This is a genomic window from Patescibacteria group bacterium (assembly GCA_041650895.1).
Classification (GTDB): Bacteria; Patescibacteriota; Patescibacteriia; order 2-01-FULL-39-33; family 2-01-FULL-39-33; genus CAISTG01.
Window position 1 is genome coordinate 464,385 of the sequence record JBAZKF010000001.1, and the last position, 23,717, is coordinate 488,101.

Below are 23,717 nucleotides of genomic sequence, written 5' to 3' on the forward strand. Positions count from 1 at the left end.
ACAACTATTAAATTAGATTCATTAAATAAATTACCAAGAACATAAAACCTAAACCCAAAATAGTCCCCAAAATACTTAAATGCCCATGTCCCAATCTTTTGGCGGCAGGAATTAATTCATCAATGGCAACATAGAACATAATACCAGCAACAGCGGCTAATAAAGAACCCATCAATAAGGGATTCGGGAAATTAATAAATAGAAGAAGGGCTAATATTGCGCCGATTGGCTCTGCAATGCCAGCAATAAATGAATAAAAAATACCGCGCCAACGACTCCCAGTCGAACAATAAATAGGTAATGCAACACAAAATCCCTCCGGTATATTATGTATAGCAATTGCTAAAGCCATTATTAACCCTAAATATGGATTATACACAGCTGAAGTAAAGGTTATAACACCCTCTGGCAAATTATGCAATCCAATTGCAATTGCAACAAATACACCAGTAGCCATCAATTTTTTATTTCCGATTTTATCACATTTTATTGAATTATTTGATTTTTTTTCGATCAAACAAATATTATCATCATGTTTGCTACCACGATCTAAAAAATAATGTGTCAGCATATCAAGAAAATAAGCAATCAGCGCGCCCAAAGCAAAATAAAAAATTACAATCTGTTTATCATGTAAAATATTTAATGATTCTGGTAATAATTCAAAAAAAGATAAGTAAACCATAATACCAGCCGAAAAACCCAACCCCAAGGCGACGCGTTTTAATGGTAAACCCTTAAAGGCAAAAACAAAAAAGGCACCCAATAAGGACGCCATTCCCGCAAAAAAGGAAACGGTTAGAGCAAATTGAATATTAGACAAATTTAACATAAATAATTTTGTTTATTACGTTTTTTTTCCACTGCACCGACATTAATACTAATTAATCAATCTATATTTCACTTTTAAACAAATTTTTAATACTACAAACAATCCACTGCCAATGTAAAATTAAGTGGATAACAACTAAAACAATTAAAATAATTCCCGTCCAATCATGAATTGATGAATATACTGACTTAGTTATCCCGAAAAATTCTTGATAACGGCCCTGTCTAACGCCCTCCGGTAAAAAGAAAAATATGATTAATCCCGTTTTAGCAACCACTAAAAAGCTAATAAAAGCTAATAAATCGACTAAAAAATTAAGTTTGTTTTTTTTCATATAATTTATTCTAGATTAATAATTATTTATTGATATTTATACATAAATTATAGCATAAATACTAAATATAATTCTAATTTAATATGTAATATAACTTTATTGCCCCTCTATCAATTAACTAATAAAACTTGACAAATTTTAGTTTTGGGTATATACTCATAATAGGTAACCTTAAGAAAGGTCGGATTATCGAGTATAATTAACTTAAATTACACAAAAATATGCCAAATATGAATGGAACTGGCCCACGTGGAGAAGGCCCTAAAACTGGCCGAGGATTAGGTAAATGCTCTGGCACTAATGGTGCCCAATCTACAGCCAACGACAACGAAAACCGCGGCTTAGGACGTGGCAGAAATAACTGCCCCAGCAGAGGCTTAGGCTTAGGACGTGGCTGCCGCAATAGAGTTTCTAATTAATCCATCAATTCTATATGGAAGCGGATTTGAAGGAGCTAAAACTCTTGGCTCCTTAAACCCGTTTAACAAATCACCAATAAACTTATGTGCCCCAGACCACACAACTGTCGAAAAGTATCCTTCAACCCCAACATTACTTACTTTAAACCTCAAGGAATGCCCATGAGGCGACTTGAAGTTGTAGAACTTACAACCGAAGAACTTGAAGCCTATCGCTTAAGACACATCAAAGATCTTGATCAGCAAGAAGCGGCGGAGAAAATGAACACTTCTGCCAGCACCTACCAAAGAATTTATTACTCCGCTGCAGCCAAAATCGCTGATGCTTTAATTAACGGCAAGGCGATTAAAATTATTAATAATTGCCAATAATATGAAAAAAAATAAAAGAATCATCTTTTCAATTCTAGCAATTATCGTGATCTTTATAGTCGCTATATTTACCACGATTAATCTTAACCAAAGATTACAAAAAGACAATAAAAAACCCATTAATGCCATGCTAATGCTGATTGAATTTGAAAAAATTAATGGCATTCTTCGGTGGGAAAAAGAGTTGGATAATCGCAAATTGACGGCTCTTGTTAAAGTTCAAGATAATGTTCTTAAAGAATATCCGGAAGTATTCAAGCGCCTAGCTAATAAAGGATATGAAATCGCTGGCGGTTACGATGAGGCTTCTTTTTGGGACATGCCATACGATCAACAATATGAACACATCAAGGAATCAAAAGAGTTGGTAGAGAAAATTACCGGTAAAACTATGCGAGTTTTCGGCAGTCGTTATTTCGCTTATGATGAGAATACCTTAAAGGCTGCTAACGCCTTAGGTATTGAATATATTTTAGGACGAGGAGTGAATGATGTTGAAGCGGTTATCTATCAGCCGATTGAGTATAAAACTAAAATAATTTCAGTCACCAACGTTGATGTCGGAGAAATGGGACGCGGATCATTGTGTGATTATAGTTTATGGGCAAGGGGCTCTAATGCTAAAGACTTTGGTACCATATTAACTGAAAGCATCGCTAAAAATCCAATGAATATGATTCTTGTTTCTCATGCTTATCTTGGCGGCACTAGGCTGGAATGGTGGCAGGAATATGAGAAAGCGCTTAAATCTGACCGAATTAAATGGGCCAGCTTTAATAATTGGCTAGAAAATCAAAAAGTAGTCACAATGGCCAACGCTAAAATTCCTTTAAATAAAGAGGTAAAATACGTATCGCCGAAACCAGCTAAAGAAATACAAGATTATGAACCGATTCCTGGGGTTGAAACTATTCGCAATACAACTACTTCTGAAGATTTAATGATTTGCCAATAAGATATAAATTTATAAAAACATCCTAAGTAACTAGGATGTTTTTAATTCTAACAAATTCCCATCTTGGGTCACGACTATGATTTGCTCATACAAATACTTAACGATCCGAAAGAGACAGGGCTGATTAAGCAAAAACTCAGGAATATTAAGGATTTGCACAAAATTCCTTAATATGGTATAGTGTCATTAGTTAAACCATACCATATTAAGCTATATGACCTATTTAAACCAACAATTAGAAAAACGGATTAATGAGAAGTTTGAGCAACTGCAAAGGTTGCGCCCCCTGCCACCTACGGCTGTCGCTAAATTGCGAGAGCAGTTTTCGATTGAAATGACCTATAATTCCAATGCTATTGAGGGTAATCGCCTGTCACTCAAAGAAACTTATTTGGTAATTGCCGAGGGCATTACTATTAAGGGCAAGTCATTCAAAGATCATTTGGAAGCCAAAGACCATTATGAGGCATTAAACTACCTTTACGATCTAATAGAACACGGTAAAAGGCATACCGTCTCAGAGTCACTAATCAGAAACCTTCAGCAATTAATCGTTAAGGATACTGACCCACAAGACGCTGGCGTTTATCGCACTGGTAATGTTGCCATAACCGGCTCTAGTCATAAACCGCCAGAATCTTTTGAGGTGCCTGAATTAATGCGTCAATTAGTTGATTGGGTGAGAAATAACAAGAATAAACTGCATCCGATTGAATTGGCGGCGATCGCCCACCACAAATTAGTTAATATCCACCCATTCAACGATGGTAATGGTCGTACGGCTAGATTATTCATGAATTTACTTCTAATGCAAGACGGCTACCCATTAGTCATGATTCTAAAAAATGATCGTAAAAAGTATTACCTAACATTAGAAAAAGCCGATAAAGGTAACTTAGCGCCATTTGTGGCTTTTATCGCTCAGGCGATTGAGCGCTCACTTAATATTTACTTAAAAACTCTAGCGCCGACTAAATCAAAATCAGAAAAGTATATGCCACTGTCAGAAATTAGCCAACAAACAACCTTTTCAGACAAATATCTAAATCTCTTGGCAAGACAGGGAAAAATTGAGGCTCATAAAGAAGGCAGGATTTGGGTGACAAACATGGACGCTATTAATAATTATCTTAAAAATCGACAAAGACAAAAATAGTTAATCGGCTTAATATTTTCTATATGTCGAAAATTAAAACTATAACTTCTATATGGGAGAAGATTTATGACAAAGAAGGCGAGTCGTATAAATACTATGATATTTTAGAGACGCCTCACCCAGATTTGGAGCAGGTTATAAAAGAATTTAAAAAGAGTAAGGCTAAAAAAGTATTGGACCTTGGCTGTGGTGCCGGTCGTAATGCATTATATTTGGCACAGAATGGATTTACTGTTTATGGTATAGATAATGCTCCCACTGGTTTAAAAATATTAAGAAAAAAATTAAAAGAACGTGGACTGGTCGCTGATTTAAAATTAGAAGATGTTTATAAACCATTACCATATAAGGATGATTTTTTTGATGCTCTAATTAGTATCCAAGTTATCCAGCATGCTAAAGAAGCTACAATTTTGAAAGCGATTAAAGAAATCACTCGCATTGTTAAGCCGGGCGGAATAATTTTTATTACTGTATGTGGGCGCTATTCTAAGGGCAAAGTAAGATTATTTTTAGTTAAAACTGCCAAAAAAATTGCTCAAAATACTTATTTACCTACGCAAGGTAATGAGACTGGATTGATACATTTTATTTATAATAAGGATTTGATTAAAAAACATTTTAGTAATTTTAAAATATTAAAACTTTGGCGAGACAATAAAGACTATTTTGCCTTTATTGCTAGCAATAATAAATAGTTAGTTGTTCAATTCCCTTTCTCCTTAACAAAAAAATACTCAATTTATGAGTATTTTTTTGTAGTTGTATTCATCTTTACTATCAAATTTGATAGTTATGAATAGTACCGAAATGGGTGGATGACCGGATTTGAACCGGCAGCCGCTCGGACCACAACCGAGTGCTCTAACCAATTGAGCTACACCCACCATTAATTTTAAGCAAGAACATCCTCTTCCAATGCCCTCGACAGGATTCGAACCTGTATTAAAGGATCCGGAATCCTTCGTTCTATCCATTGAACTACGAGGACCAAAAAAATAATTCAACTTTGCAGTGTCCGCGGCAAGAATCGAACTTGCGACCAATAGCTTAGAAGGCTACTGCTCTATCCACTGAGCTACGCGGACATACTTAAAAAAAACCGATTTCAGTAAGTCAAAGTATAGCACAAAAAATGACAGAAGTCAAGATTGATGCTACATTTATTTTTTATTTTTAAACTTATATTCTTCAATCACCCGCTTATAAACCTTCTGATAACCGGAGACCATCTTTTTAACGCTGAAAAAATTCTCAGCTCTTTTACGAACTTCTTCCCGGCTGATCTTATTGATATTTTTTATCGCCTTAGTCATTCCACTCACATCATCAACTACATAACCGGTTTTCTTATCAGAAACTATCTCTGGAATCGCTCCGCGCCTAAAACCAATTACCGGCGTACCGCAGGCCATGGCCTCAATCATGACCATACCAAAAGGTTCTTCCCACTGCACCGGCATCAACAATGCTTTGGCATTTCTAAGGTACTCAATCTTAGCATCAAAATCAGCCTCTCCAACATAACGGACTTTTTTTCCATCAACATGCTTTTCAATCTCATCATGCCAATAACCTTCATTAGGATAACTTTTACCGGCGATAATAATTTGAATGCCCGCCTTCTTGGCCGCCTCAATCGCCAAATGCACCCCTTTATCCTTGGTAATCCTTCCCAAAAATAACACATAATCTTTGGGCTTATCATTAAAAGTAAAAACATTAGTATCCACTCCATGATAAATATTCCCCACCCAATTGAGCTCTGGAAGAAACTTTCTTTGAGCTAACGAAAAAGAAATAAAATTGGCATTCTTAAATTGAAGTATTATAGGCTTAAGTTCGTCCTTAATTGGGCTATGAATAGAATTAACCACTGGGGTTGAAGTAACTAAATTGGAATAAAACAAACTTAAAATATTAAAATGGCTATGGACAATATCGTATTTAGAAGCATTGGCAAAACACTTAGAAATCAACAAATGCAAGTAATACTTTTTTTCATCTTCAGAGAAAACTCCGTTAGACATGTGTTGGGGATGAACGGAGACCAAATCACAATTAACTTCCGAATTACCGGCCGCATAAAGTTCCACGCTATTGCCGGAGGAACGAGATAATTCATTACTCAGCATAGCCACATGAGAATAAATAGCATTATAAGCTCTAAGCTTAACAGGATAAATATTAGAAACTAATTGTGCAATATTCATATTATTTTTTGATTATATTTTTAAAAAGTTTTATATAGTTCTTAAAAACTTTATCGCTTTGATGATTAGAAAAAAGAAAGTTTTTAAGTTTGTCAGGCATCGGCTTATTAGCAATAGCTATTATTTCTTTAATGGCGGAGCTGGGATTATTAAAATCAATCACCCAATCTTGAGCACCATACTTTTTAAAAGCATCTACAAAACCAACATTTTCTGAAATGGCAATCGGAGTTCCTGAAGCAACTGATTCCAATACTACAAACCCAGCAGTCTCAAATTGTGATGGTAAAATAATTAAATCCATTTTTTTGCAAAAATTTCTAATTCCAACCTGATTAGTTTGTGGAATTATTTTTATATTTTTACGATATAGCTTTTTGATTTCTTTATTTTTAGATGTTCTAGGAATTTTTGTGATTGAATAAAATTTCCATGGCAAACCGTTTTTTCTAGCTTGTTCGGCTAAATGAGCTATTAATTCATGATTTTTTATTCTATCCCATCTAGAAATAATTCCAATATTAAAAGTATCTTTTGATATTTTTTTGTTTTTTTTATCTGCCTTTTGATAAAAAGCAAAGTCTATGGGCAGGGGGATGATGTAAGTTTTATTTTTAGCAGTCTTAGCGACATGAGCATTAAAGTATCTTCGACTCCAATCATTTAAAAATATATCTGCGGCTGCGATTTTCGGTATCTCTTTTTCCATTCCTTCCATTATCTTGCGGCCAGCCAAACTAAAAAAATCTTTATAAACTCGTAATTCCTTAGTCCATATGCCAGCATGCTGAATTGCTACTGGGATCTTTTCTTTTTGTGCTGCTTTTAAAATCAGCCAATTAGAAATCGCGTAGCCGTTTAAAAAAATAATATCCGGCTGAGTTTCTTTTATTAATCCGGCAATCAAATCAATGGCCGGCCCAAAAAGCTTTTCGGCATTTATTTTATTCGGCGTACGCCCAATTTTTTTTGCTAGCGATCCAGGAACTTTTAATCTATAATATTGTAAGCTTTTAGTTTTGTTAATGAATTTCAGCTCTGGAGACTCAATCGAATTAAATTCAACGATTAAACCAAGCCAAACATGTCCTTCAATTTTTAAAAAACTTTTAAACCGTTTGGCAAAGTTAGCCGGCCCGCCCTTGGCGTGATGTTTGGAATTAGGTAAGTTATTGGAATAATCGTTAGATAAAATTAACATGCTACTTTTGAAATTTATTAATTGATTCTTTAATAGCGTTAATCGCCTCATCCTTATCGCCGAACTCATAAACCTTGCTCCATCTTTCCCTCTCCGATTCCTTGTAATGCTTAAAAAATAAACTGACCTTTTCTTTCAGTGACAAATCCAAGTCTGCCAAATCCTTAATTCTGGTGTAGCTTTCATTCATTTCATTTATTGGCACAACTAAAATCTTACTGTCCTGCCCCTGTTCATCTTCCATCTTCAGTATCGCCACCGGCCGGCAAACAATCACTCGGCCCTTCTGCAATACTTGATCGGAAAGAATCATCGCATCCAAAGTATCGCCGTCATCAGCCAGTGTTTCCGGAATAAGACCATAACTGAAAGGAAACGGCAAAGTCGTCGCCAACACCCGATCCACTTCCAACGAACCTGTCTGTGGATTGAGCTCAAATTTTTTTATTTCGCCTAAAGGCACTTCTACTAAGATATTGACTTCCTCCGGCGCCTTGTCGCCGATTTTTAGTTTGTTAATGCCCATAATGATAATCGACGTTAATATAAAAATATTAACATTTACCGCGATTTTAAGCAAGAAAAAAGCCGCTTACAAAAGCGGCGCTGACAAACGTACTGCTTATCGCAGATCAGAACAGATCAAACTCTCTGCGGACTCGTTCCAACCTGACCTGTAAAACCTTAGCCTTAATCGCCTCCACTTCTTCCTTGCTGATTTCTTTACCAAGGATAACACACTGACAATAAGAGTGATAAATCCTACAATCTTCAGCACACACCAATAGATCGCACGAAGCATGAGGACTATGACTATCACTTATTTCCTTAACCTTGTAAATATAAAAACGGCCGAAAAGCTTGCTCTGATAATATTTACCAACTTCAATCGCCGGAGTGCTCATAAGTTTTTACCCCTCCCCCTGTTTGTCGGAAGGTTGTACGAATCCCGCTACCATTCCGATTGCTTCCAACCGGCTCTGCGCCTGGTTAACGTCAGTGATGACTTTGCATATTAACGTTGTGGCCACGCGCAAGGCATCGTCTAAATCGCCTCTCAAAAGGAGAAAATCACGACTGGTCGGATCTTTCGCAAACTGATGAAGTTGGAGGCTGGTGAAGCGACTGCCCCATTCCCGATATAACCGATCAATAACCGCTCCGCAACATTCCATCACTACGTTCATTCTCAAAAACTTAAAATGATGACAGTCCTCTCCTTCCTTCCAATAAGTGCCGCATAAATCGCAAGTTTCATCGCCTTCACTGCCGTACATCACGCCGACTTCTTGCCAGGGCAATTTTGACGGACCTTGGGGTACGTCAAACCAATAATTCCCGCTCTTTTTTTCCGACATGGTTGTTATCCTTTCAGTTGTTTAAGGTGCCCATTAAACTTATTATCAGCATTCTCTGCCTTGTTTCCTTTGAAATTTTATTTTTTTCAAATTATTCTATCTTCAGGCTATCTAATAATTGATCTATCTCACTAGCGTGCTGACCACTATCGTCATGACGGAACTCCAAACGCGGAATACTGCGTAACACGATTTTCTTATTCAACTCACCTTGCAGACGCCGAGCCAGTAAATTTAACTTATAAACGGCGCGCTCCGCTTCAGCATCAGGCATAACACTGATATAAACAGTGGAATACTTCAAGTCGGCCGAAGTAGTCACGCGGGTAATCGTCACAAAGATATTAGGCAACTCCACCTCGCGGTTGATGATCTCGCCCAGTTGCTGAAGAATCAGTTCATTGATTTTTACCATCCGGTCTGACATAGGAATAATACTAATCGTAAAATTCAATCACATCCTTATCCTGAATCAAAGGCTTGCCCTCAAAAGTCACACCGCACTCTTGACCCTCATTAACATGCTCTACGACTTTGCGAAAACATTCCAGGCGAGTAACCTTGCCTACGGTAATGGCTTCGCCGGCGCGCACTACGATCGCCGTGTCAGTCGCCTTGATTTCTCCTTCAAGCACCCGGCCGCCGATAATCATATTGCCCGCCTCTTTGCGGAACACCCTGATTACTTCCAGTCTGCCCAAAAGCTTCTGTCGCTTTTCTTGCGATTGCAATATCTTAATCTGCTCTTCAATATATTCAATCAAATGATAAATGACTTCATAAAGCTTCACGTCAACTTTTTTGTCGCGCGCCAAGTTGGCCACAGTCTGAGCTGGTTTGACCTTAAAACCGATAATCTCCGCGTCTGACGCTTCGGCCTTAAGGACATCGGCCTCGGTAATGATGCCCAAACCCTTGCCGATAATTTTGACTTTGACTTCAGGCGTCTCCTTTTTGGCCAATGACTCAATAATCGCCTCTAACGATCCCAGTACATCAGCTTTGATAATCAAATTAATGGTCTTAACCTTATCATTCTCTTCTTCGGTTTGGGGCAGGCCCATGACCGAAAAATCTTTTTGTTGGCCAATGCGGATCTTTCTCAAATCGCGGTTAAAATTCTTGGCATCGCCGCAATCCTCCATAATAGAGCCGACTTCCGGCGCAAATTTCAAACCGATGATCTTGACCGGGGTGCCCGGCGTCGCTTCTTTGGCCTCGTCGCCCTTATAATCCTTAAGCGACCTGACCTTGCCGCATAAATCATGGCCGATGCATAGATTTTCACCGACACGCAAAGTGCCGGCCTGAACCAAAATGGTCGCGACAGCGCCTTCGCCTTTGCTCATATGAGATTCAATGATCGTGCCGATAGCCGGACGGTTAGGATCAGACATGATGGACTCGCTGTTTAAGTCGGCCAGAAGAATCAAAGTTTCCAATAAGTCATCAATGCCCGTTCCTTCCTTAGCTGAAACCGGACGGCAAATCACATTACCGCCCCAATCCTCAGGCAGAAGACCGATGGTGGACAAATCTTTTTTGACTCGCTCAATATCCGCTTCGGGCCTATCTATTTTATTAATCGCCACCACAAACGGCAGTTTGGCGTCTTGGATGATTTTAATCGCCTCCTTGGTCTGCGGCTGAATACTATCATCAGCGGCAATAACCAGAATAGCAATATCGGCTACGCGCGCCCCGCGGCTGCGCATGGCGGTAAAGGCCTCATGGCCGGGAGTATCAATAAAGGTCAGGGCTCGATCATTGCGGCGAACCTGGTAGGCCCCGATATGCTGAGTAATGCCGCCGCTCTCAGTGGATACCACGTCGGTTTTCCTGATGGCGTCCAAAATCTTAGTCTTGCCGTGATCCACATGACCCATGACTACAATAACCGGCGGTCGGCTGATCTTATTGATATCATCTCCGGTCAGAATTTCCTTAAGTTTATCCTGCGCATCGGTCGTGGCCGCATCCTCAGCCGTACCTTCTTCCGGCAAAACCTTAAAACCCAACTCTTCGCCGATAATGGAGGCGGTATCAAAATCAATGCGCTCATTCATGGATGCCAAAACGCCGTTGCGCATCAGGGCAGTCAAAACCTTAGTGATGGGCAAGTTCATTAAAGCGGAAAACTCGCGTACGGTAATAACCGGCGGAACTTTAATTTCTCCGCCCAATAATTCGCCGGCGGCGGCGCTGACCCCTTGCTGGCGAATTTCCGACAACCAGGCCTGTTCGCGTTCTCGGCGCTCCTTAGCCTTCCACGCTTCCACGATCTTCAAGGCCAAACGATCATCAACTTTAATGGCGCGCCGGCCGATATCAAAACCCATGCTGGGCAGTTTATCAAAAAGCTCATTAGAAGTTGTTCTTAGTCGTCTGGCTAATTCTGATACGTTCATTATGTTAAGTTAAAAATTTATAAAATCTGTAGTAATTAAAAGGTAATTGCAAATTGATAGCGTAAAACTGCCTTAACTATAACAAAATAAGCTAAAAAAATCAAGCCTACAGGCAAATTGACAAAATTGAAATTTATTGTCAAATAGTCTATAGTAAAATAAAGACCCAGCCGACAAAGCCGACTGGGCATAAAATGTTCAAAAACAACGCCAAAAATTAAGGCAATGGGACAGCTCCTATTGCTTTTACTGCCGAGATAGCTCAAATAAAAAACACCCTTACCTTTTGAATTATCGCGTATAAAGCGACTAAACGCGTCCATAGTATTATCGGCAAGATCTTCTGTGATGATTTTGATATTTGTCAGAGATAGCTGAAGACCAAAGTATTCCAACCGTCTTCAGGAATCTCCCCGGCCCAAAGGAAAAATATGGCTCTTCCTCCGCCAGTCGCGCTACAAGCATAGTTAAAAAATCCATCCGCAAAATCACTGACGGCCTTATCGCTCGCTCCAACCTCCAAGGAAAATCCTACGTCAAAACCCCAACGTTTCTTAATGGCGTTGCCACCAATCATCAACGCGCGCGTATCTTTGGTATACCCAAGAGAAATCTCGTCGCCGTGACGCATAACCGCGGCTAACCCTTCAAACTCATCCTGTTCTTCGGGATTGCTGGCAATCAGCGTTAATTGTTTCTCTTCCGGATCATAAGTCGCTTTCATAACATTTCCTCCTCGATTCTTGGTTGCGGACAAATTAAAAATCAATAAAAAGAATGAAGCGAAACTTCTTCTTCCCAACAATCAACAAAATTAAATTCTTCCTCTGCCAGCTTGTCGTCATCATCAAAAAAATGAAGGCGCACTTTTCTTCTTACCCGGTCAATACGGAAGATCCTTGCCCGATGGCCATTACGTTCATGATAAGGATTATCATTAGAAAAAAACCAAATTTCGCATCCGGACATCAAACGCGGAAGCTTCATAATGATTATTCCTTTCGGCTTTTGCTTCAGCTTGCTTTATTTAATTGAAACGAACGATAAATCATTATATCTTAAATAATTAACTTTGTCAACAGTGTGTCTACATCACAATCAGCCGTCATTCTGGACGGCAAAAAAATCGCCGATGAAATCCTTTTGGATATCAGTAAACAAATCATTGAGAGCGGATTGCAACCGGGTCTCGCCGCTATTTTAGTCGGCAATGATCCGGCTTCGGAAATGTATGTCCGCTTAAAAGAAAAAGCTTGTTTTAATGTGGGTATTAATTTTCACAAATACCTGGGCGGCAACGAGATCCTGCAAGATTTTGACGAGTCGGAACTAACTGAACTTATCGGATTTCTTAATCGCGATAAACAAGTTGATGGTATACTTTTACAATTGCCCTTGCCCGAAGAATTCAATCAAGACAAGATGGTTAAACTGATTGCGCCGGAAAAAGACGCGGATGGCTTTAATGGCGGACCTATAGTGCCACCGACTATTGCCGCGATTATTGAACTGCTAAAAGCGACGGGAGAAAATTTAACTGCTAAAAAAGCTTTGGTTATCGGCAAAAGCGATGTTTTTACCGGGGGAATAGAAAAATACCTCAAACAAGAATTAGGAATTAAGAAGACCGTCGCCTCGCATTCTATACCAAGTGATTCAACTGATTTTGATATTATCATCATTGCCTTGGGCCAGGCATACGCTTTAAAGAGCTCCCAAATCAAAACCGGCGCCATCGTCATTGATGTGGGTATAAATAAAAAAGACGGGCAAATCGTCGGTGACGTTGACCCGTCTGTAAGAAGAGTGGCTGGCTGGCTTTCGCCCGTACCCGGCGGCGTCGGTCCGCTGACCGTCGCCTGTTTGCTAAGGAATGTTCTTGAACTGGCGAAAAAAAATAAAGAAAAATAATTTTCTTTTTGTTTTGCCGTCTCCGCATAAGGCCGTGCGGAATCTTATTGGGCCGATATTTATCAAACACATCAAACACGATAAATAAATAAAAAAATAAAAATAAATCGCCGCCCCAACTTGTTACAGTTAGGGCGGCTTTTGTGTGCTACTCCGCGCTACTTTTTGCCGAAGCCGAGGCGATGTGCCAAGCGCTTGTACCAGGGGAGCTTCTCGGCCGCGAGCTCGGCGTTGACCGCGTCTTGCTTCGCCTCGAATTCCCGGCGTTCGGCCGAAACGGCATCGTCCAGGACACGCTCCATCGCTTCCGGGCCGGCCAACGTCAACGCCGTAAGAAGGAGGGCGGTGTTGTCGGGTGCCGACTTCTTCGACGCCAACGCGCGGTGGGGATCGGGCCGAGGCCGCCATCCCGCCGGTTTGGTGGGGACAGAATCTTTGATCGACGACGCCATAGGCTTCGCCTCCATCGCCTTACGGAGTGACCGAAGCGACATGGGACTCGCCGGCGCCCCGTTGACCGAGGCCATAATGAAAGGCGAACACCACTCCGGCACCGACAGGCCGTTCCGTTGAAAAAAACGCCGAGCTGTCCGCCGTTGCTGAGCATTTCCTCCTCGATTCTTGGGAGACTGGTCTTTCTTCAACATGGTTCTTCTCCTACCGATCGGCTTAGCCGTCGGCTTTCTACTCCTTGTTCAGGAGTTCCTATTCCCCTTAATCAGGGGGATGCGAATCGGCGGGAATTACAGATTCCAGCCGAATTGTGAATGATCTTATGTTTCCATTACCTCTTATCGCTAATATACCATTATAGCATACCAATAAAATTTTGTCAAGGGGTTTGTCCACAAGGATAACTCTATTATATCTTATATTAGCTAAATTTAAACAAGATAAAATGCATCATATCTAAAATAAGCCAAAATTCAAAAATAACACCTATAAATCGCTTGACTGATTTTTTAATCAAAAAAAATTCAAAATCAAGAAGTTAAAATAAAAAAAGAAAAATCATAATTCATGTTTCAAAAACCTGAATTTCCTGATTTTATCCCCAATTAATTTACTGTAAATTTAAACAAAAAACAGCTATTTTGAACACATCAGCTATTGACAAAATAATCTTGATGTGATACAATGGTTAATCCTGAACACGAGGTCACCCAATATGATAGGGTGATTTTTTGTTGGGGCTAACCATTATTTATGAACAAAAAAACAATCCAAAAAAATACGCTTGTCTTGGGAGGATTAGTCTTTTTATTGCAGATCTCCCTAGTGCCCATGGCGCAGGCCGCCGGCCTGTTTGATCAGGGAGAAATCGCCTATGCGACTGCCGCCACTTCGGCCGAACCAGTCATTTATAACCATGACCGAGAAGATAATGTAATCATCAGAGTAACCAAAACCGTTGAGGACACTATCGCCTTGAACAAGGTTATTGACGAACCCGAACCGACTATGGAACAGGTCAAAGAGTATGTTTTAAACGAGGCCAAAAAAGCCGGTTTAAACACCCGCGAAGTCGCGGCGATCGTTAACTGCGAATCCCGCTGGGATTATAAGGTGGTTTCTAAGCCCAATTATAACGGTACCAAAGATATGGGTTTGTGGCAGATTAATTCTATCCATAAGAATATTTCTGACACTGACAAGTTGGATTTCAAAGCCGCCACCAAATGGGCTATCGCCAAACGTTTGGACGATGGCAGTTGGTCGGCTTGGTCTTGTGCCAGAATCCTGGCTATCAGATAACCTAACTCCGCCAATCGGCGAATAGAGATAAAACACCTCCAAGCGGGGGTGTTTTATCGTAGCGACACGAGTTGAAATCCAGTCGATAATTTGTTATGCTACTTATACAATAATTTATTCAAACTAATGGATTCCTGCCTAAGCAGGAACAACCAGATGGTCTGGTAGCCAAGTGGTAAGGCGACGGTCTGCAAAACCGTTATTCGGGGGTTCGATCCCCCCCCAGACCTTTTTTAAATTTTTGGGGGATCGAACTGGTTGGCAGTAAGGCCAGCGCGAGAGCGCGTAGCCGAAGGCCGATAGGCGCGACCATGGGAGCGCCTAGCGCCAACCCTGGACAAGCATCGCGAGAGCGATGCGCGAAAATCCCCCCCCAGACCTTTTTTAAATTTTTAGACTTTTTAGACCGCCCGTTTGCCAGACGGTCTTTTATTGACAAAATTTAACGGTTATGATAGAATGACTTGTTAAGTTCTTTAACAATCAAATCACTGATAATCATTGGCGACAATAAACAACTGGGCTTAGCCCAAGGAGAAAACAATGTTACTGCACCAATTAAAAAGCGAGGGAGACGGCAAATCCGCTACGATGGGCATCAGATGGTGCCTGTCGCCGGAACAGATTGAACGCTTGAAAGCGGAGGAGGGGGAAGTAAAAATCCTCCTTTCCGTCCTTCATATCAGGCAATTCAGTCAATGTGGGATTAAAAATTATGGCTATGAAGAAGAAAGCCGAAAGGTTTTACCTATAACCGAGGGAAGCACCTTCATCAGTTTCCGCAATCCCGGCCGGCATATTATTTGCGCCGGCATCATTGATGCCTCGAGTTGGTCATCGGAAAATTACTTGCAAATACAACAACGCTGTGCCGGCTTTAATTATTATAATTGTTTAATAATTAACGCTGCCAAAGCTTTTAGGGACAATGGAACGACTGAAGGCATTGGCATGTACGATCGTCAACTTCTAACATCGAAGGACTTCGCCTTGCTTGAAGTTGATGTGGACGAAAAGTCCTTTGCTCCGGAACCCCGAGATTACCGGCTGGTGAATTATTGGTTTGACACCAAGCCGATTGATCAATGCCACCACCGGAAACGCCGCTTCCTGGCATATTTTCTTACTATTGCCATATTGCCGATAATGCAGATTCTAAAAGTGTGGGCTTTCGCGATTGGTAACGTCTTTGTCGGCGTAACGCTGATAAACTGGCGCAGTATTTTTAAACCGTTAACCTATGGCGCTTTTTGTGACATATATTACTCCAAAATATTAAACTACATTGGTAAAAACGGAGAAATAAAAACAAAGAAATGGTGGAAGGTCTTGTTGAACTGGCGCTTCATTATCGGTTACGCCTGTCTCCTTCCTTTTATTGCCACCCTTATTGCCACCAATTGGTTGCTGCTGTTTGCAATCCTTTGCTGTTTGGGATTTGTCGGCGGTTCAGCGGCGGTTATTGGCCGCCTGATCGACAAATACCAATCGGAATCAAAGTTTGACCGGCAACAAAGAATGATTAAAAAACGCATAGAAAAAGAAAGACTACTGGAACAAAAACAAATCAAGGAAGAAGAGTTACGGAAACAAAAACAAGCAAGGGAATTGGAGAGAATGGCTTGTTCCCTGTTGCCTGAAGAAATCAGCTATGCCACCTTGCCCAAGAAACCCATTCATTTGCGTCTTCAACATCTGAAATCCATGGTCTGCCGTCCCTTCGCCGGCAACTGATCAATATCATTTTCGCACCTTTACCCCCGCATCTTGCAATGCGGGGTTTTTTGTTTATCCGGGTTATGCTATATTAATGGCATATGTCGCTAACCGCCCTGGAACAAGCCATTTTAGAAACTTTGATTTATTTCTCAGTCATTGATTATCCTTTGACGCTTTTGGAAATCAGGAAATTCTTGCCCCTGCCGGCCGAATTGTCGAAGGTGCTTTCGGCCTTAAACGGCACCGGACTGCGGTCGCTTGTCAATCATAATCGCGGTTTATATCATTTGTCTACCGATCAGCGCCTGCCGGCCTTGCGGCTCAAACGCTACCGCTTGGCTATCGCTAAAATGAAACGAGCTAAATTCTGGACGCGCCTGATCGCTCGGTTGCCTTATGTCAAAGCCGTAGCCGTCTACAGCTCGCTGGCCCTAAAAAATTCCAGCTCCGAAAGCGATATTGATCTGTTTATCATTACCGCCAGCGGACGTTTGTGGACCGCCAGATTCTTCGTCAATTCCTTCTTAAAATTTTTCCGTTTACGGGCGCAAGAAAAGAACACCAAAGACAAATTCTGCGCCAGCTACTTTGTCAGCGAAGAAAACCTGTCTTTAGCCAAGGTCAACCAGCCGGGGTGCTTCTTGCCCTACTACGAAGGCGCGACATTTCTGTTCGTTGCCGATGACAAAATCATCATAGAACAGTTTTTTTGCGCCAATAATTGGCTCAAAATCAAATTGCCCAATTGGCAACCGTCGCAAGTCCTAATCCGGCAAAGAACCGGCCGATTGTTCAAGGGCTTGAGAGAATTTACGGCGGGACTAATTTCTGAAAGACACTACAAAAACTGGCAATGGCGGATTCTGCCCCAAAAATATTTTGACGCTTGCGACGGTCGCAACGTCATATTGGATCCGGCCATAATTAAACTGCATCTGCGGGACAAACGACAAAACCATTGCCAATCGTTTCAAGAAAAATTAAATTCGCTCATCAGCCATGCTTAAAAAAATATTAAACTTCTTAATCGTCTCATATCTTTTCCTGTTGCCCTGGCAGGCCGTTTATATTTTTGCTGAAAATTTCATCAACGGGGCTAAGTGGCAATACGGCACCGGACAGGTTTATCTGACTGAACCTCTTTTGTGGCTGATAGTGTTGGTCTTCGTGATTGACCAGATCAATAGCAAGGGCTTTAAATCGCTCCTGCCTGACTTTAAACCCTCAAAGACGATTGATAAAAAAAGAATAGCGGTAACCGGGGCTATTTGGCTGTTTGTCCTGTGGTCAGGACTATCCATTATTTGGTCGCCGGATCAATCGGCAACTTATTACCTGTGGTTGCATCTGCTGGAGGGCGCGACTCTGATGCTTATAATCCTCAACTCTCATCTGCGTCTAAAAAACATCCTTTGGCCTTTGGTTGCCTCGTCTTGGCCGGTCGCTCTTCTGGCCATCTGGCAGTTTCTGACTCAAAGCAATTTTTCCAGCGTCATCCTGGGGCTCTCGCCGCATTCGGCCGCGGTTTTGGGCGACACAGTTATTGAAACAGGCACAGGTCGCTGGCTCAGGGCTTACGGACCATTTTCCCACCCCAATATCTTGGGCGGTTATCTGGCCTTACTGTTTGGCGCGAGTTTAATCTTATGGCAACAAATTACTTGGCCGACTTTCCCCTCATTTAAACGGGAAAGCCAACGAATTTTCCTGCTGGTCAGCGTCTGCCTGATTTTTGCCGGTTTATTCTTCTCCTTTTCTCGTTCCGCCTGGCTGGCGGCTTTAGTTACTTTGATCCTCTGCCTCGGCTATTGGCTGAAAACCAAAAACCCTTGGCCGCAATATATCACCGTGATGCTGGCTCCATTTTTAATCTTCGCCGCTTGTTTTGTTATTTTTAATCCGCTGATTATCGCCCGGGCTGATTTGTCCAACCGTTTAGAAAGCAATTCTTTGATGCAACGTGAATCGCAGATTTCCCAAGCGCTTGATTTGATCGCGAGTCGGCCACTGATTGGCGCGGGATTAAACAATTACACTTACTTGTTGCATCAGCAATCGCCATTGTTACCGGCTTACCTTTTACAACCGGTCCATAATCTTTATCTTCTTGTCTTGGCTGAATTAGGGATTATCGGACTGATTATTATTCTCGGCTTGTTTTATGTAATTATCAAAAACGGCGAAAAATCCCCGGCTTTGTTGCCGCTAATTGCCTTATTAGTTATCAGCTTGTTCGATCATTACTTTCTCACCCAATACATCGGCCTAATAATCTTTTGGCTGGCCTTGACATTGCCGATAATTGATGATAAAGTGAAAAATCAATAGAACATTACCAACTGAAATCTACAGGAAGGAGGGGTTATGATTGGATTCTCTTTGCCATCGCCAGTATTGGAAAGCCTATTAAAAAAACGAATACTGGAAATCTCCGGAGACATAGACGCGGAAATGGGCGATTATATCCGAACCGCTTTCTCTTGGTTAATCACTGAAGGCGCGCCTGATATTATGATTCTTTTTACTTCCACCGGCGGCAGCGTGGAACGCGGCCTAGAAATTTATGACATGCTTAAAGCCTATCCCGGAAAGAAAACCGGCGTGGTAATTGCTTTTGCCCAGTCCATGGCTGCAATAATTCTGCAAGCCTGCGATCGTCGATTAGTTTTGCCTCATTCAACCATTTTGGTCCATAATCCTAATCCCGCCCCCGATACCAGAATAAAGTTCCACATGTTCGAAGACGGCACCTTAATGGAAAAAATTTATCCCCATCTGAAAGGATCCAGGCAAAAATTCATTGATATTATCGCCGGCCGAATCCGGGGCAAATCCACGGAAGAAATAGAAGCCTTGCTGGATGCGGGGAATGATCTGACAGCCGATGAAGCTATCGTTCTCGGATTGGCCGACGGCATACTGGAAAACTTAAATGAGTTGTCCGATCAACGGCCGGTCCGACCGAATCTTCCCGATTGAACCTTGGATTAAACCTTAAACGACCCGGATTGCCTTTGCAGTAATCCGGTTTTTGTTTGACTTAATCGCGCCGGTCTGATAGAATCGGCACATCAGCAAGAACCTTAAAATTAACAGAGGAGACAATAAATGCTTAGAAAACCGCAATTGGCCAGATTTTATATTGACTGGAACGACTTTAACGAGCACAATCTGATGCATCGCATTCTAATCGGCTTGGAAAACATCACTACCATTGAAAAATACAAATTGCAGTTCATTGATATTCTACCGACAACGGTCAATGGCTTTTGGCATAACAATCACCATGGTATCAAGCACTCTCTTCTTGTCTATAATCGCGCCTTGGAGTTACTAAAGCAATTCCCCTTGTTAAAACGGCATTGTCTGCACATGACTTTTGATGAAACTCCGGAGGGGGGCGAAGAAAAAATTAAAGCGCTATTAACCTGGGCGGCGGCATTGCATGATTTTGGCAGATGTTTGGGATTTTCTTTTGAAGAACATCAGGAATTCGGCGCTAACTTGGCGAGATGCTGTTTCATGGACGATGAAGATGAAGAAGTGGCGATGATGTCTCAGCGATTGTACAACCTGATTGCCAATCACGATTATCTTAAGCCGAAAATAGACGGCGTGAAATTTCCGGAAATATTCTTCATTGAACCGCTGGCTGAAATATTTCGCTTAGCCGACACAACCTCAATCGCTCCGGCCGAGGAAATGCATCGTTACTATCAATCCGGCCGACAATACAAAACTGTTTTTTACGATCCCGACATAACTGATGATGTCCGATTTGATTTTTCCCGCCACAACGGCAAGCGCGATATGGTTTGTTACGCCTTTAATTTATTCCTGCTCCAACCGCAAGATTTCTTTTATCGGGAAACGGCTGAGGCTTACGCTCAATGGGCCAAAGGAAAGTTTGACGCTTTCCAGGAATTGATCCGACAAGCACGCGATGAGGAAAACTTAAGCGCCGGACAAATCTTGGAAATCCATGGAATCATCAAACGCGGCCACGAGCATCTGGGCATTCCTTTCTATTTTGACTGACCGATCCTTAGCACTTTAAAAACTCCGACCTTTGTCGGAGTTTTTTATTTCTAAACGTAACTTTCTCTAGTGGGATGTCAAAAAGGGATTGCTTTAATCCCTGAAAAACATTAAAATTAACTTAGCAATCAAGCCAATTCTATGCCTGCATATCCGCAAATCGGCGCGCATATCTCCGCCGCCATCGACATCGCCCATACTCCCTTGCGCGCCCAAAAAGCCGGCTGCGAATGTTTTCAATTCTTTTCCCGTTCGCCCCAAGGCGGTCCGACCAAAGATCTGACGAAACAAACGATTACCGATTTTAAAGCTAACTGCCGGAAATACAGGTTGGAAAGTTATATCCATAGCCCTTATTACATTAATCTGGCTTCGGCCAAAAACAATGTTTATTACGGTTCTGTCAGCGCCCTGCGCGAAGAATTGGAACGCGGTTCGCTTTTGGGCGTCAAATATATGATGGCGCACCTGGGCAGCGCCAAGGAGTTGGGGGGGGGAGCGGGAATGAAAAAAGTAATTGAAGGATTGGAAAAAATCTTAACCGGCTATAAGGGCCCGACACGACTCTTGATTGAAATGTCAGCCGGAGCAGGAGCGGTTATCGGCGACACTTTTGAGGAGATCGCCAAGATTATTGATTCGCCACGGCTCAAAAAATACGACATCGGCGTCTGTTTTGACACTTGCCACGCCTTCTCTTCCGGCTATGATTTGCGGACGGAAAAGGCGGTTAAAGAAACTTTCAAGAAACTTGATAAAATCCTGGGACTAAAACGGCTCAAACTCATTCATGCCAATGATTCCAAAACCGAATTAGGCAGTCACAAAGACCGGCACGAACATATCGGCCGAGGCCTCATCGGACTGGAAGGATTTAGAGCCATCGTCCAATTCGCCAAACAGCAAAAAATTAATTTGATTCTGGAGACGCCTCACGATGAACAACTAGCTGAGGACCTAAAAATTTTAAAAAAAATGAGAAAATAAAAATCCCGCCAACATCAAAAATTATGAAAATCGCCATTATCTCCGACACCCATGACAACGTCGTCAACACGGAAAAATTCCTGTCTTGGGCGAAAGAAAACAAAATAGAAAAAATCATCCATTGCGGGGACATCGCCGCGCCATCCCTGATTGCGGAATTATTCGGCCCGGCGGGAATTGATTTCCATTGCGTCTTCGGCAATGTGGCCGACCGCGAGCTGTTGCCGCAAGTCTGCGGAAAATTTGCTAACACCAAATGCTACGGCGACCAGGGAGAAATCAGTATTGATAACATCAATATGGCTTTCTGTCATCGGCCGGACGAGGCTAAAGCCTTGGCGACTACCGAGAAATATCAAATGGTTTTTTACGGTCACAATCATAAACCCTGGATGGAGACGCTGGAAAACGGCTGTCAGCTGGCCAACCCCGGAACTTTGGGCGGATTATTCCAGAAAGCCACTTTCGCGGTACTTGATACGTCGACAAAAAACATTGAATTAAAAGTCCTGGAACTGCTTTGATATGCAAATACTCGTTGAAGTCAAACCTAATAGCAAATGCGAGTCGGTAGAAAAAATAACCGACTCGATTTATAAAATACGCGTCCGCGCTCCGGCGCAGGAAGGCCAAGCCAACAAAGCGGTAATAAAGGTTTTGGCCGAATATTTCAAGGTGGCCAAAAGTCTAATCCAAATAAAAACCGGCAAGACCGCTCGAACCAAGGTTATAACTGTCGGCTAGGCCTCACTATAGCCCCTATTTGCCCTCAGGAGTGGTTTGGGGGTATAATATTAATAAGCACCACAAAATTCAGTGGCATTAAACAAAGATTAGCTAATTTTAGCTATTTTTTGTTTTAATAAAAAACTTTTTGAACCGAGCTATTGACTTTGGGCAAAAAATTTGATACAATAGTCTATTGCGCATGTTGAATTTAATGCTGGAATTTCTGCAGGCACGACAAGCATAGGAATTATGCAGAGGATCTTCTCGGCTTTTGGCTCGGAATTTACCTTTGGATATTTTCTTTGTCTGCAGTAACTCCGGCAGTAAATGCGGTTCTGCGGGCCAGCCAAGCTTCGCTTGGTGTAAGAACATCTTCAAAATTTGTCACCTTCCATTAAACAAAACTTTGAGAAAGTTTTTATTTCGCCGCAACTCTTCTGGAGTCGCGGTTTGCCAGGCGGGCTGTTCCGGCTAGGCACGACAAGCATGGGAATTCCTTATCAGTTTCGTTTGGGTTTCGACTCGAACAATGCTAATAAGAATTTTCTTGCCTAGCCCAATCAGCCCGAGTGGCGCAACTTTTTGGCCCGCGGAACCATGTTTATTGCCAGTCAAGTCCCTCACTTAAGGGGCTTGCTTTTTTTTGTGGTTATGTTAAACTTATCCATCAAGAACATTAAGTACCTTAAAACCAACGTCAAACACGGAGGCAAAAAAAATGAAACTTAAACAGAGACGCTTCTTAAAACAAGGGTACACCAGATTCGTTGTTCTGATTCCTTGCTTGGGTATCGCCATAAAAATCGCCAAGATTAATCTTTTTAAAGGATTAGATCGCCTCTTCATTGAACCTTGGGAGATTAAGGGATATGTCTGGTATTGGTTTAAGTATCAGCTAACCATAGACTCCCAACACGGGGATTCCTTTCGCCATCATTTATTTAGAGGGATTAATGCCAACTGGCAAGAATTCCGGTTTTACTTAAAGACTAAGCACCCTCTGCTGCAGCCGACTTATTTTTCTTTTTTTGGTTTATTCAATATCCAAAAAATAGCTTCAGCGCCGCTAACTACTAAAAGCGTTCCTTACTTTCAGTTTAAGGCACTATCACCAAGAGCAAAGGGGGAACATAATTTTGATAGTCCGGAAAACTTCTGTTTGGAAAATAACCGCCTGAGAATCCTTGACTATGGCGATATTGACGTGCGAGAAGCTGTTCTGGCGGATGGAGACAGGCTCTCTGACTTTGATCCTGATTGGGACTATGAGGAATACAAAAAAAGACGGCAGAAACAGCCGCCGGCAGATCAACAAGCACAAGACGCGTAA

28 protein-coding genes and 4 tRNA genes are annotated in these 23,717 nt (G+C 41.7%); 17 read left to right on the forward strand and 15 right to left on the reverse strand.

Features of this window, described 5'->3' with window-relative positions; genetic code table 11:
• Nucleotides 1-7 precede the first annotated feature (7 nt).
• A complete protein-coding gene (locus tag WC473_02255; protein ID MFA5124628.1) occupies nt 8-832 on the reverse strand; it encodes a ZIP family metal transporter in 825 nt (274 codons plus the stop codon).
• A 61-nt stretch (nt 833-893) separates the two neighbouring features.
• Entirely contained in the window at nt 894-1,166 is a 273-nt protein-coding gene (locus WC473_02260) for a DUF4405 domain-containing protein (protein ID MFA5124629.1), read from the reverse strand.
• A 230-nt stretch (nt 1,167-1,396) separates the two neighbouring features.
• Between WC473_02260 and WC473_02265 the strand changes: the two genes are divergently transcribed.
• The 5 genes from WC473_02265 to WC473_02285 all read left to right on the forward strand — a co-directional run bounded on the left by WC473_02265 (nt 1,397) and on the right by WC473_02285 (nt 4,766).
• Entirely contained in the window at nt 1,397-1,585 is a 189-nt protein-coding gene (locus WC473_02265; protein ID MFA5124630.1) for a DUF5320 domain-containing protein, read from the forward strand.
• An 84-nt stretch (nt 1,586-1,669) separates the two neighbouring features.
• Nucleotides 1,670-1,957, forward strand: a complete 288-nt coding sequence (locus WC473_02270; GenBank protein ID MFA5124631.1) for a DUF134 domain-containing protein — start codon at nt 1,670-1,672, stop codon at nt 1,955-1,957.
• Nucleotide 1,958: 1 nt separating this feature from the next.
• Nucleotides 1,959-2,912, forward strand: a complete 954-nt coding sequence (locus tag WC473_02275; GenBank protein ID MFA5124632.1) for a polysaccharide deacetylase family protein — start codon at nt 1,959-1,961, stop codon at nt 2,910-2,912.
• Nucleotides 2,913-3,126: 214 nt separating this feature from the next.
• Nucleotides 3,127-4,068, forward strand: a complete 942-nt coding sequence (locus WC473_02280) for a Fic family protein (protein MFA5124633.1) — start codon at nt 3,127-3,129, stop codon at nt 4,066-4,068.
• A 23-nt stretch (nt 4,069-4,091) separates the two neighbouring features.
• Nucleotides 4,092-4,766 carry a class I SAM-dependent methyltransferase gene (locus WC473_02285; GenBank protein ID MFA5124634.1) on the forward strand — a complete coding sequence of 225 codons (675 nt, stop codon included), beginning with the start codon at nt 4,092-4,094 and terminating at the stop codon, nt 4,764-4,766.
• A 115-nt stretch (nt 4,767-4,881) separates the two neighbouring features.
• On the opposite strand, the gene WC473_02290 is transcribed toward WC473_02285, so the two are convergent.
• The 12 genes from WC473_02290 to WC473_02345 form a co-directional block, all read right to left on the reverse strand.
• Nucleotides 4,882-4,955, reverse strand: a tRNA-His gene (locus WC473_02290).
• Nucleotides 4,956-4,987: 32 nt separating this feature from the next.
• Nucleotides 4,988-5,059, reverse strand: a tRNA-Arg gene (locus WC473_02295).
• A 24-nt stretch (nt 5,060-5,083) separates the two neighbouring features.
• Nucleotides 5,084-5,156 (reverse strand) — tRNA-Arg (locus WC473_02300).
• Nucleotides 5,157-5,231: 75 nt separating this feature from the next.
• Nucleotides 5,232-6,281 carry a glycosyltransferase family 4 protein gene (locus tag WC473_02305; protein ID MFA5124635.1) on the reverse strand — a complete coding sequence of 350 codons (1,050 nt, stop codon included), beginning with the start codon at nt 6,279-6,281 and terminating at the stop codon, nt 5,232-5,234.
• 1 nt (nt 6,282) lies between these two features.
• Nucleotides 6,283-7,482 (reverse strand): glycosyltransferase family 4 protein, encoded by a 1,200-nt coding sequence (locus WC473_02310; protein MFA5124636.1) that lies wholly within the window; start codon nt 7,480-7,482, stop codon nt 6,283-6,285.
• A gap of 1 nt (nt 7,483) precedes the next feature.
• Nucleotides 7,484-8,008 carry an inorganic diphosphatase gene (locus WC473_02315; protein ID MFA5124637.1) on the reverse strand — a complete coding sequence of 175 codons (525 nt, stop codon included), beginning with the start codon at nt 8,006-8,008 and terminating at the stop codon, nt 7,484-7,486.
• Nucleotides 8,009-8,114: 106 nt separating this feature from the next.
• Nucleotides 8,115-8,387 (reverse strand): hypothetical protein, encoded by a 273-nt coding sequence (locus WC473_02320; GenBank protein ID MFA5124638.1) that lies wholly within the window; start codon nt 8,385-8,387, stop codon nt 8,115-8,117.
• A gap of 6 nt (nt 8,388-8,393) precedes the next feature.
• Nucleotides 8,394-8,840 carry a hypothetical protein gene (locus tag WC473_02325; protein MFA5124639.1) on the reverse strand — a complete coding sequence of 149 codons (447 nt, stop codon included), beginning with the start codon at nt 8,838-8,840 and terminating at the stop codon, nt 8,394-8,396.
• Nucleotides 8,841-8,931: 91 nt separating this feature from the next.
• A complete protein-coding gene (gene rbfA, locus WC473_02330; GenBank protein MFA5124640.1) occupies nt 8,932-9,267 on the reverse strand; it encodes a 30S ribosome-binding factor RbfA in 336 nt (111 codons plus the stop codon).
• Nucleotides 9,268-9,277: 10 nt separating this feature from the next.
• Nucleotides 9,278-11,248: a translation initiation factor IF-2 gene (gene infB / locus WC473_02335; GenBank protein ID MFA5124641.1), complete on the reverse strand. Its 1,971-nt coding sequence runs from the start codon at nt 11,246-11,248 to the stop codon at nt 9,278-9,280.
• A gap of 364 nt (nt 11,249-11,612) precedes the next feature.
• Nucleotides 11,613-11,972 (reverse strand): hypothetical protein, encoded by a 360-nt coding sequence (locus tag WC473_02340; GenBank protein ID MFA5124642.1) that lies wholly within the window; start codon nt 11,970-11,972, stop codon nt 11,613-11,615.
• A gap of 41 nt (nt 11,973-12,013) precedes the next feature.
• The gene (locus tag WC473_02345) at nt 12,014-12,235 is read right to left on the reverse strand and encodes a hypothetical protein (protein MFA5124643.1); all 222 of its coding nucleotides are present in this window, start codon (nt 12,233-12,235) and stop codon (nt 12,014-12,016) included.
• A 96-nt stretch (nt 12,236-12,331) separates the two neighbouring features.
• On the opposite strand from WC473_02345, the gene WC473_02350 reads away from it, so the two are divergent.
• A complete protein-coding gene (locus tag WC473_02350) occupies nt 12,332-13,159 on the forward strand; it encodes a bifunctional 5,10-methylenetetrahydrofolate dehydrogenase/5,10-methenyltetrahydrofolate cyclohydrolase (protein ID MFA5124644.1) in 828 nt (275 codons plus the stop codon).
• Nucleotides 13,160-13,317: 158 nt separating this feature from the next.
• Here WC473_02350 and WC473_02355 read toward each other — a convergent pair whose 3' ends face one another.
• The gene (locus WC473_02355; GenBank protein MFA5124645.1) at nt 13,318-13,806 is read right to left on the reverse strand and encodes a hypothetical protein; all 489 of its coding nucleotides are present in this window, start codon (nt 13,804-13,806) and stop codon (nt 13,318-13,320) included.
• A 559-nt stretch (nt 13,807-14,365) separates the two neighbouring features.
• On the opposite strand from WC473_02355, the gene WC473_02360 reads away from it, so the two are divergent.
• The 11 genes from WC473_02360 (at nt 14,366) to WC473_02410 (ending at nt 23,717) form a co-directional block, all read left to right on the forward strand.
• Nucleotides 14,366-14,914 carry a transglycosylase SLT domain-containing protein gene (locus tag WC473_02360; protein ID MFA5124646.1) on the forward strand — a complete coding sequence of 183 codons (549 nt, stop codon included), beginning with the start codon at nt 14,366-14,368 and terminating at the stop codon, nt 14,912-14,914.
• 158 nt (nt 14,915-15,072) lie between these two features.
• Nucleotides 15,073-15,144: transfer RNA gene (locus WC473_02365), tRNA-Cys, on the forward strand.
• Between the two features lie 313 nt (nt 15,145-15,457).
• Nucleotides 15,458-16,648, forward strand: coding sequence for a hypothetical protein (locus WC473_02370; protein MFA5124647.1), 1,191 nt, complete (start codon nt 15,458-15,460; stop codon nt 16,646-16,648).
• Between the two features lie 83 nt (nt 16,649-16,731).
• Nucleotides 16,732-17,640 (forward strand): hypothetical protein, encoded by a 909-nt coding sequence (locus WC473_02375; protein ID MFA5124648.1) that lies wholly within the window; start codon nt 16,732-16,734, stop codon nt 17,638-17,640.
• Complete coding sequence (locus WC473_02380; GenBank protein ID MFA5124649.1) at nt 17,633-18,961, forward strand: O-antigen ligase family protein; 1,329 nt, start codon at nt 17,633-17,635, stop codon at nt 18,959-18,961. Before WC473_02375 ends, WC473_02380 begins: the two co-directional genes overlap by 8 nt.
• Before the next feature lie 36 nt (nt 18,962-18,997).
• On the forward strand, nt 18,998-19,612 hold the full coding sequence (locus tag WC473_02385) for an ATP-dependent Clp protease proteolytic subunit (GenBank protein ID MFA5124650.1): 615 nt from the start codon (nt 18,998-19,000) through the stop codon (nt 19,610-19,612).
• A gap of 129 nt (nt 19,613-19,741) precedes the next feature.
• On the forward strand, nt 19,742-20,671 hold the full coding sequence (locus WC473_02390; GenBank protein MFA5124651.1) for an HD domain-containing protein: 930 nt from the start codon (nt 19,742-19,744) through the stop codon (nt 20,669-20,671).
• Between the two features lie 141 nt (nt 20,672-20,812).
• On the forward strand, nt 20,813-21,658 hold the full coding sequence (locus WC473_02395; protein ID MFA5124652.1) for a deoxyribonuclease IV: 846 nt from the start codon (nt 20,813-20,815) through the stop codon (nt 21,656-21,658).
• 23 nt (nt 21,659-21,681) lie between these two features.
• Entirely contained in the window at nt 21,682-22,182 is a 501-nt protein-coding gene (locus WC473_02400; protein MFA5124653.1) for a YfcE family phosphodiesterase, read from the forward strand.
• Between the two features lies 1 nt (nt 22,183).
• Entirely contained in the window at nt 22,184-22,402 is a 219-nt protein-coding gene (locus tag WC473_02405) for a DUF167 domain-containing protein (protein ID MFA5124654.1), read from the forward strand.
• A gap of 703 nt (nt 22,403-23,105) precedes the next feature.
• Nucleotides 23,106-23,717, forward strand: a complete 612-nt coding sequence (locus WC473_02410; GenBank protein ID MFA5124655.1) for a hypothetical protein — start codon at nt 23,106-23,108, stop codon at nt 23,715-23,717.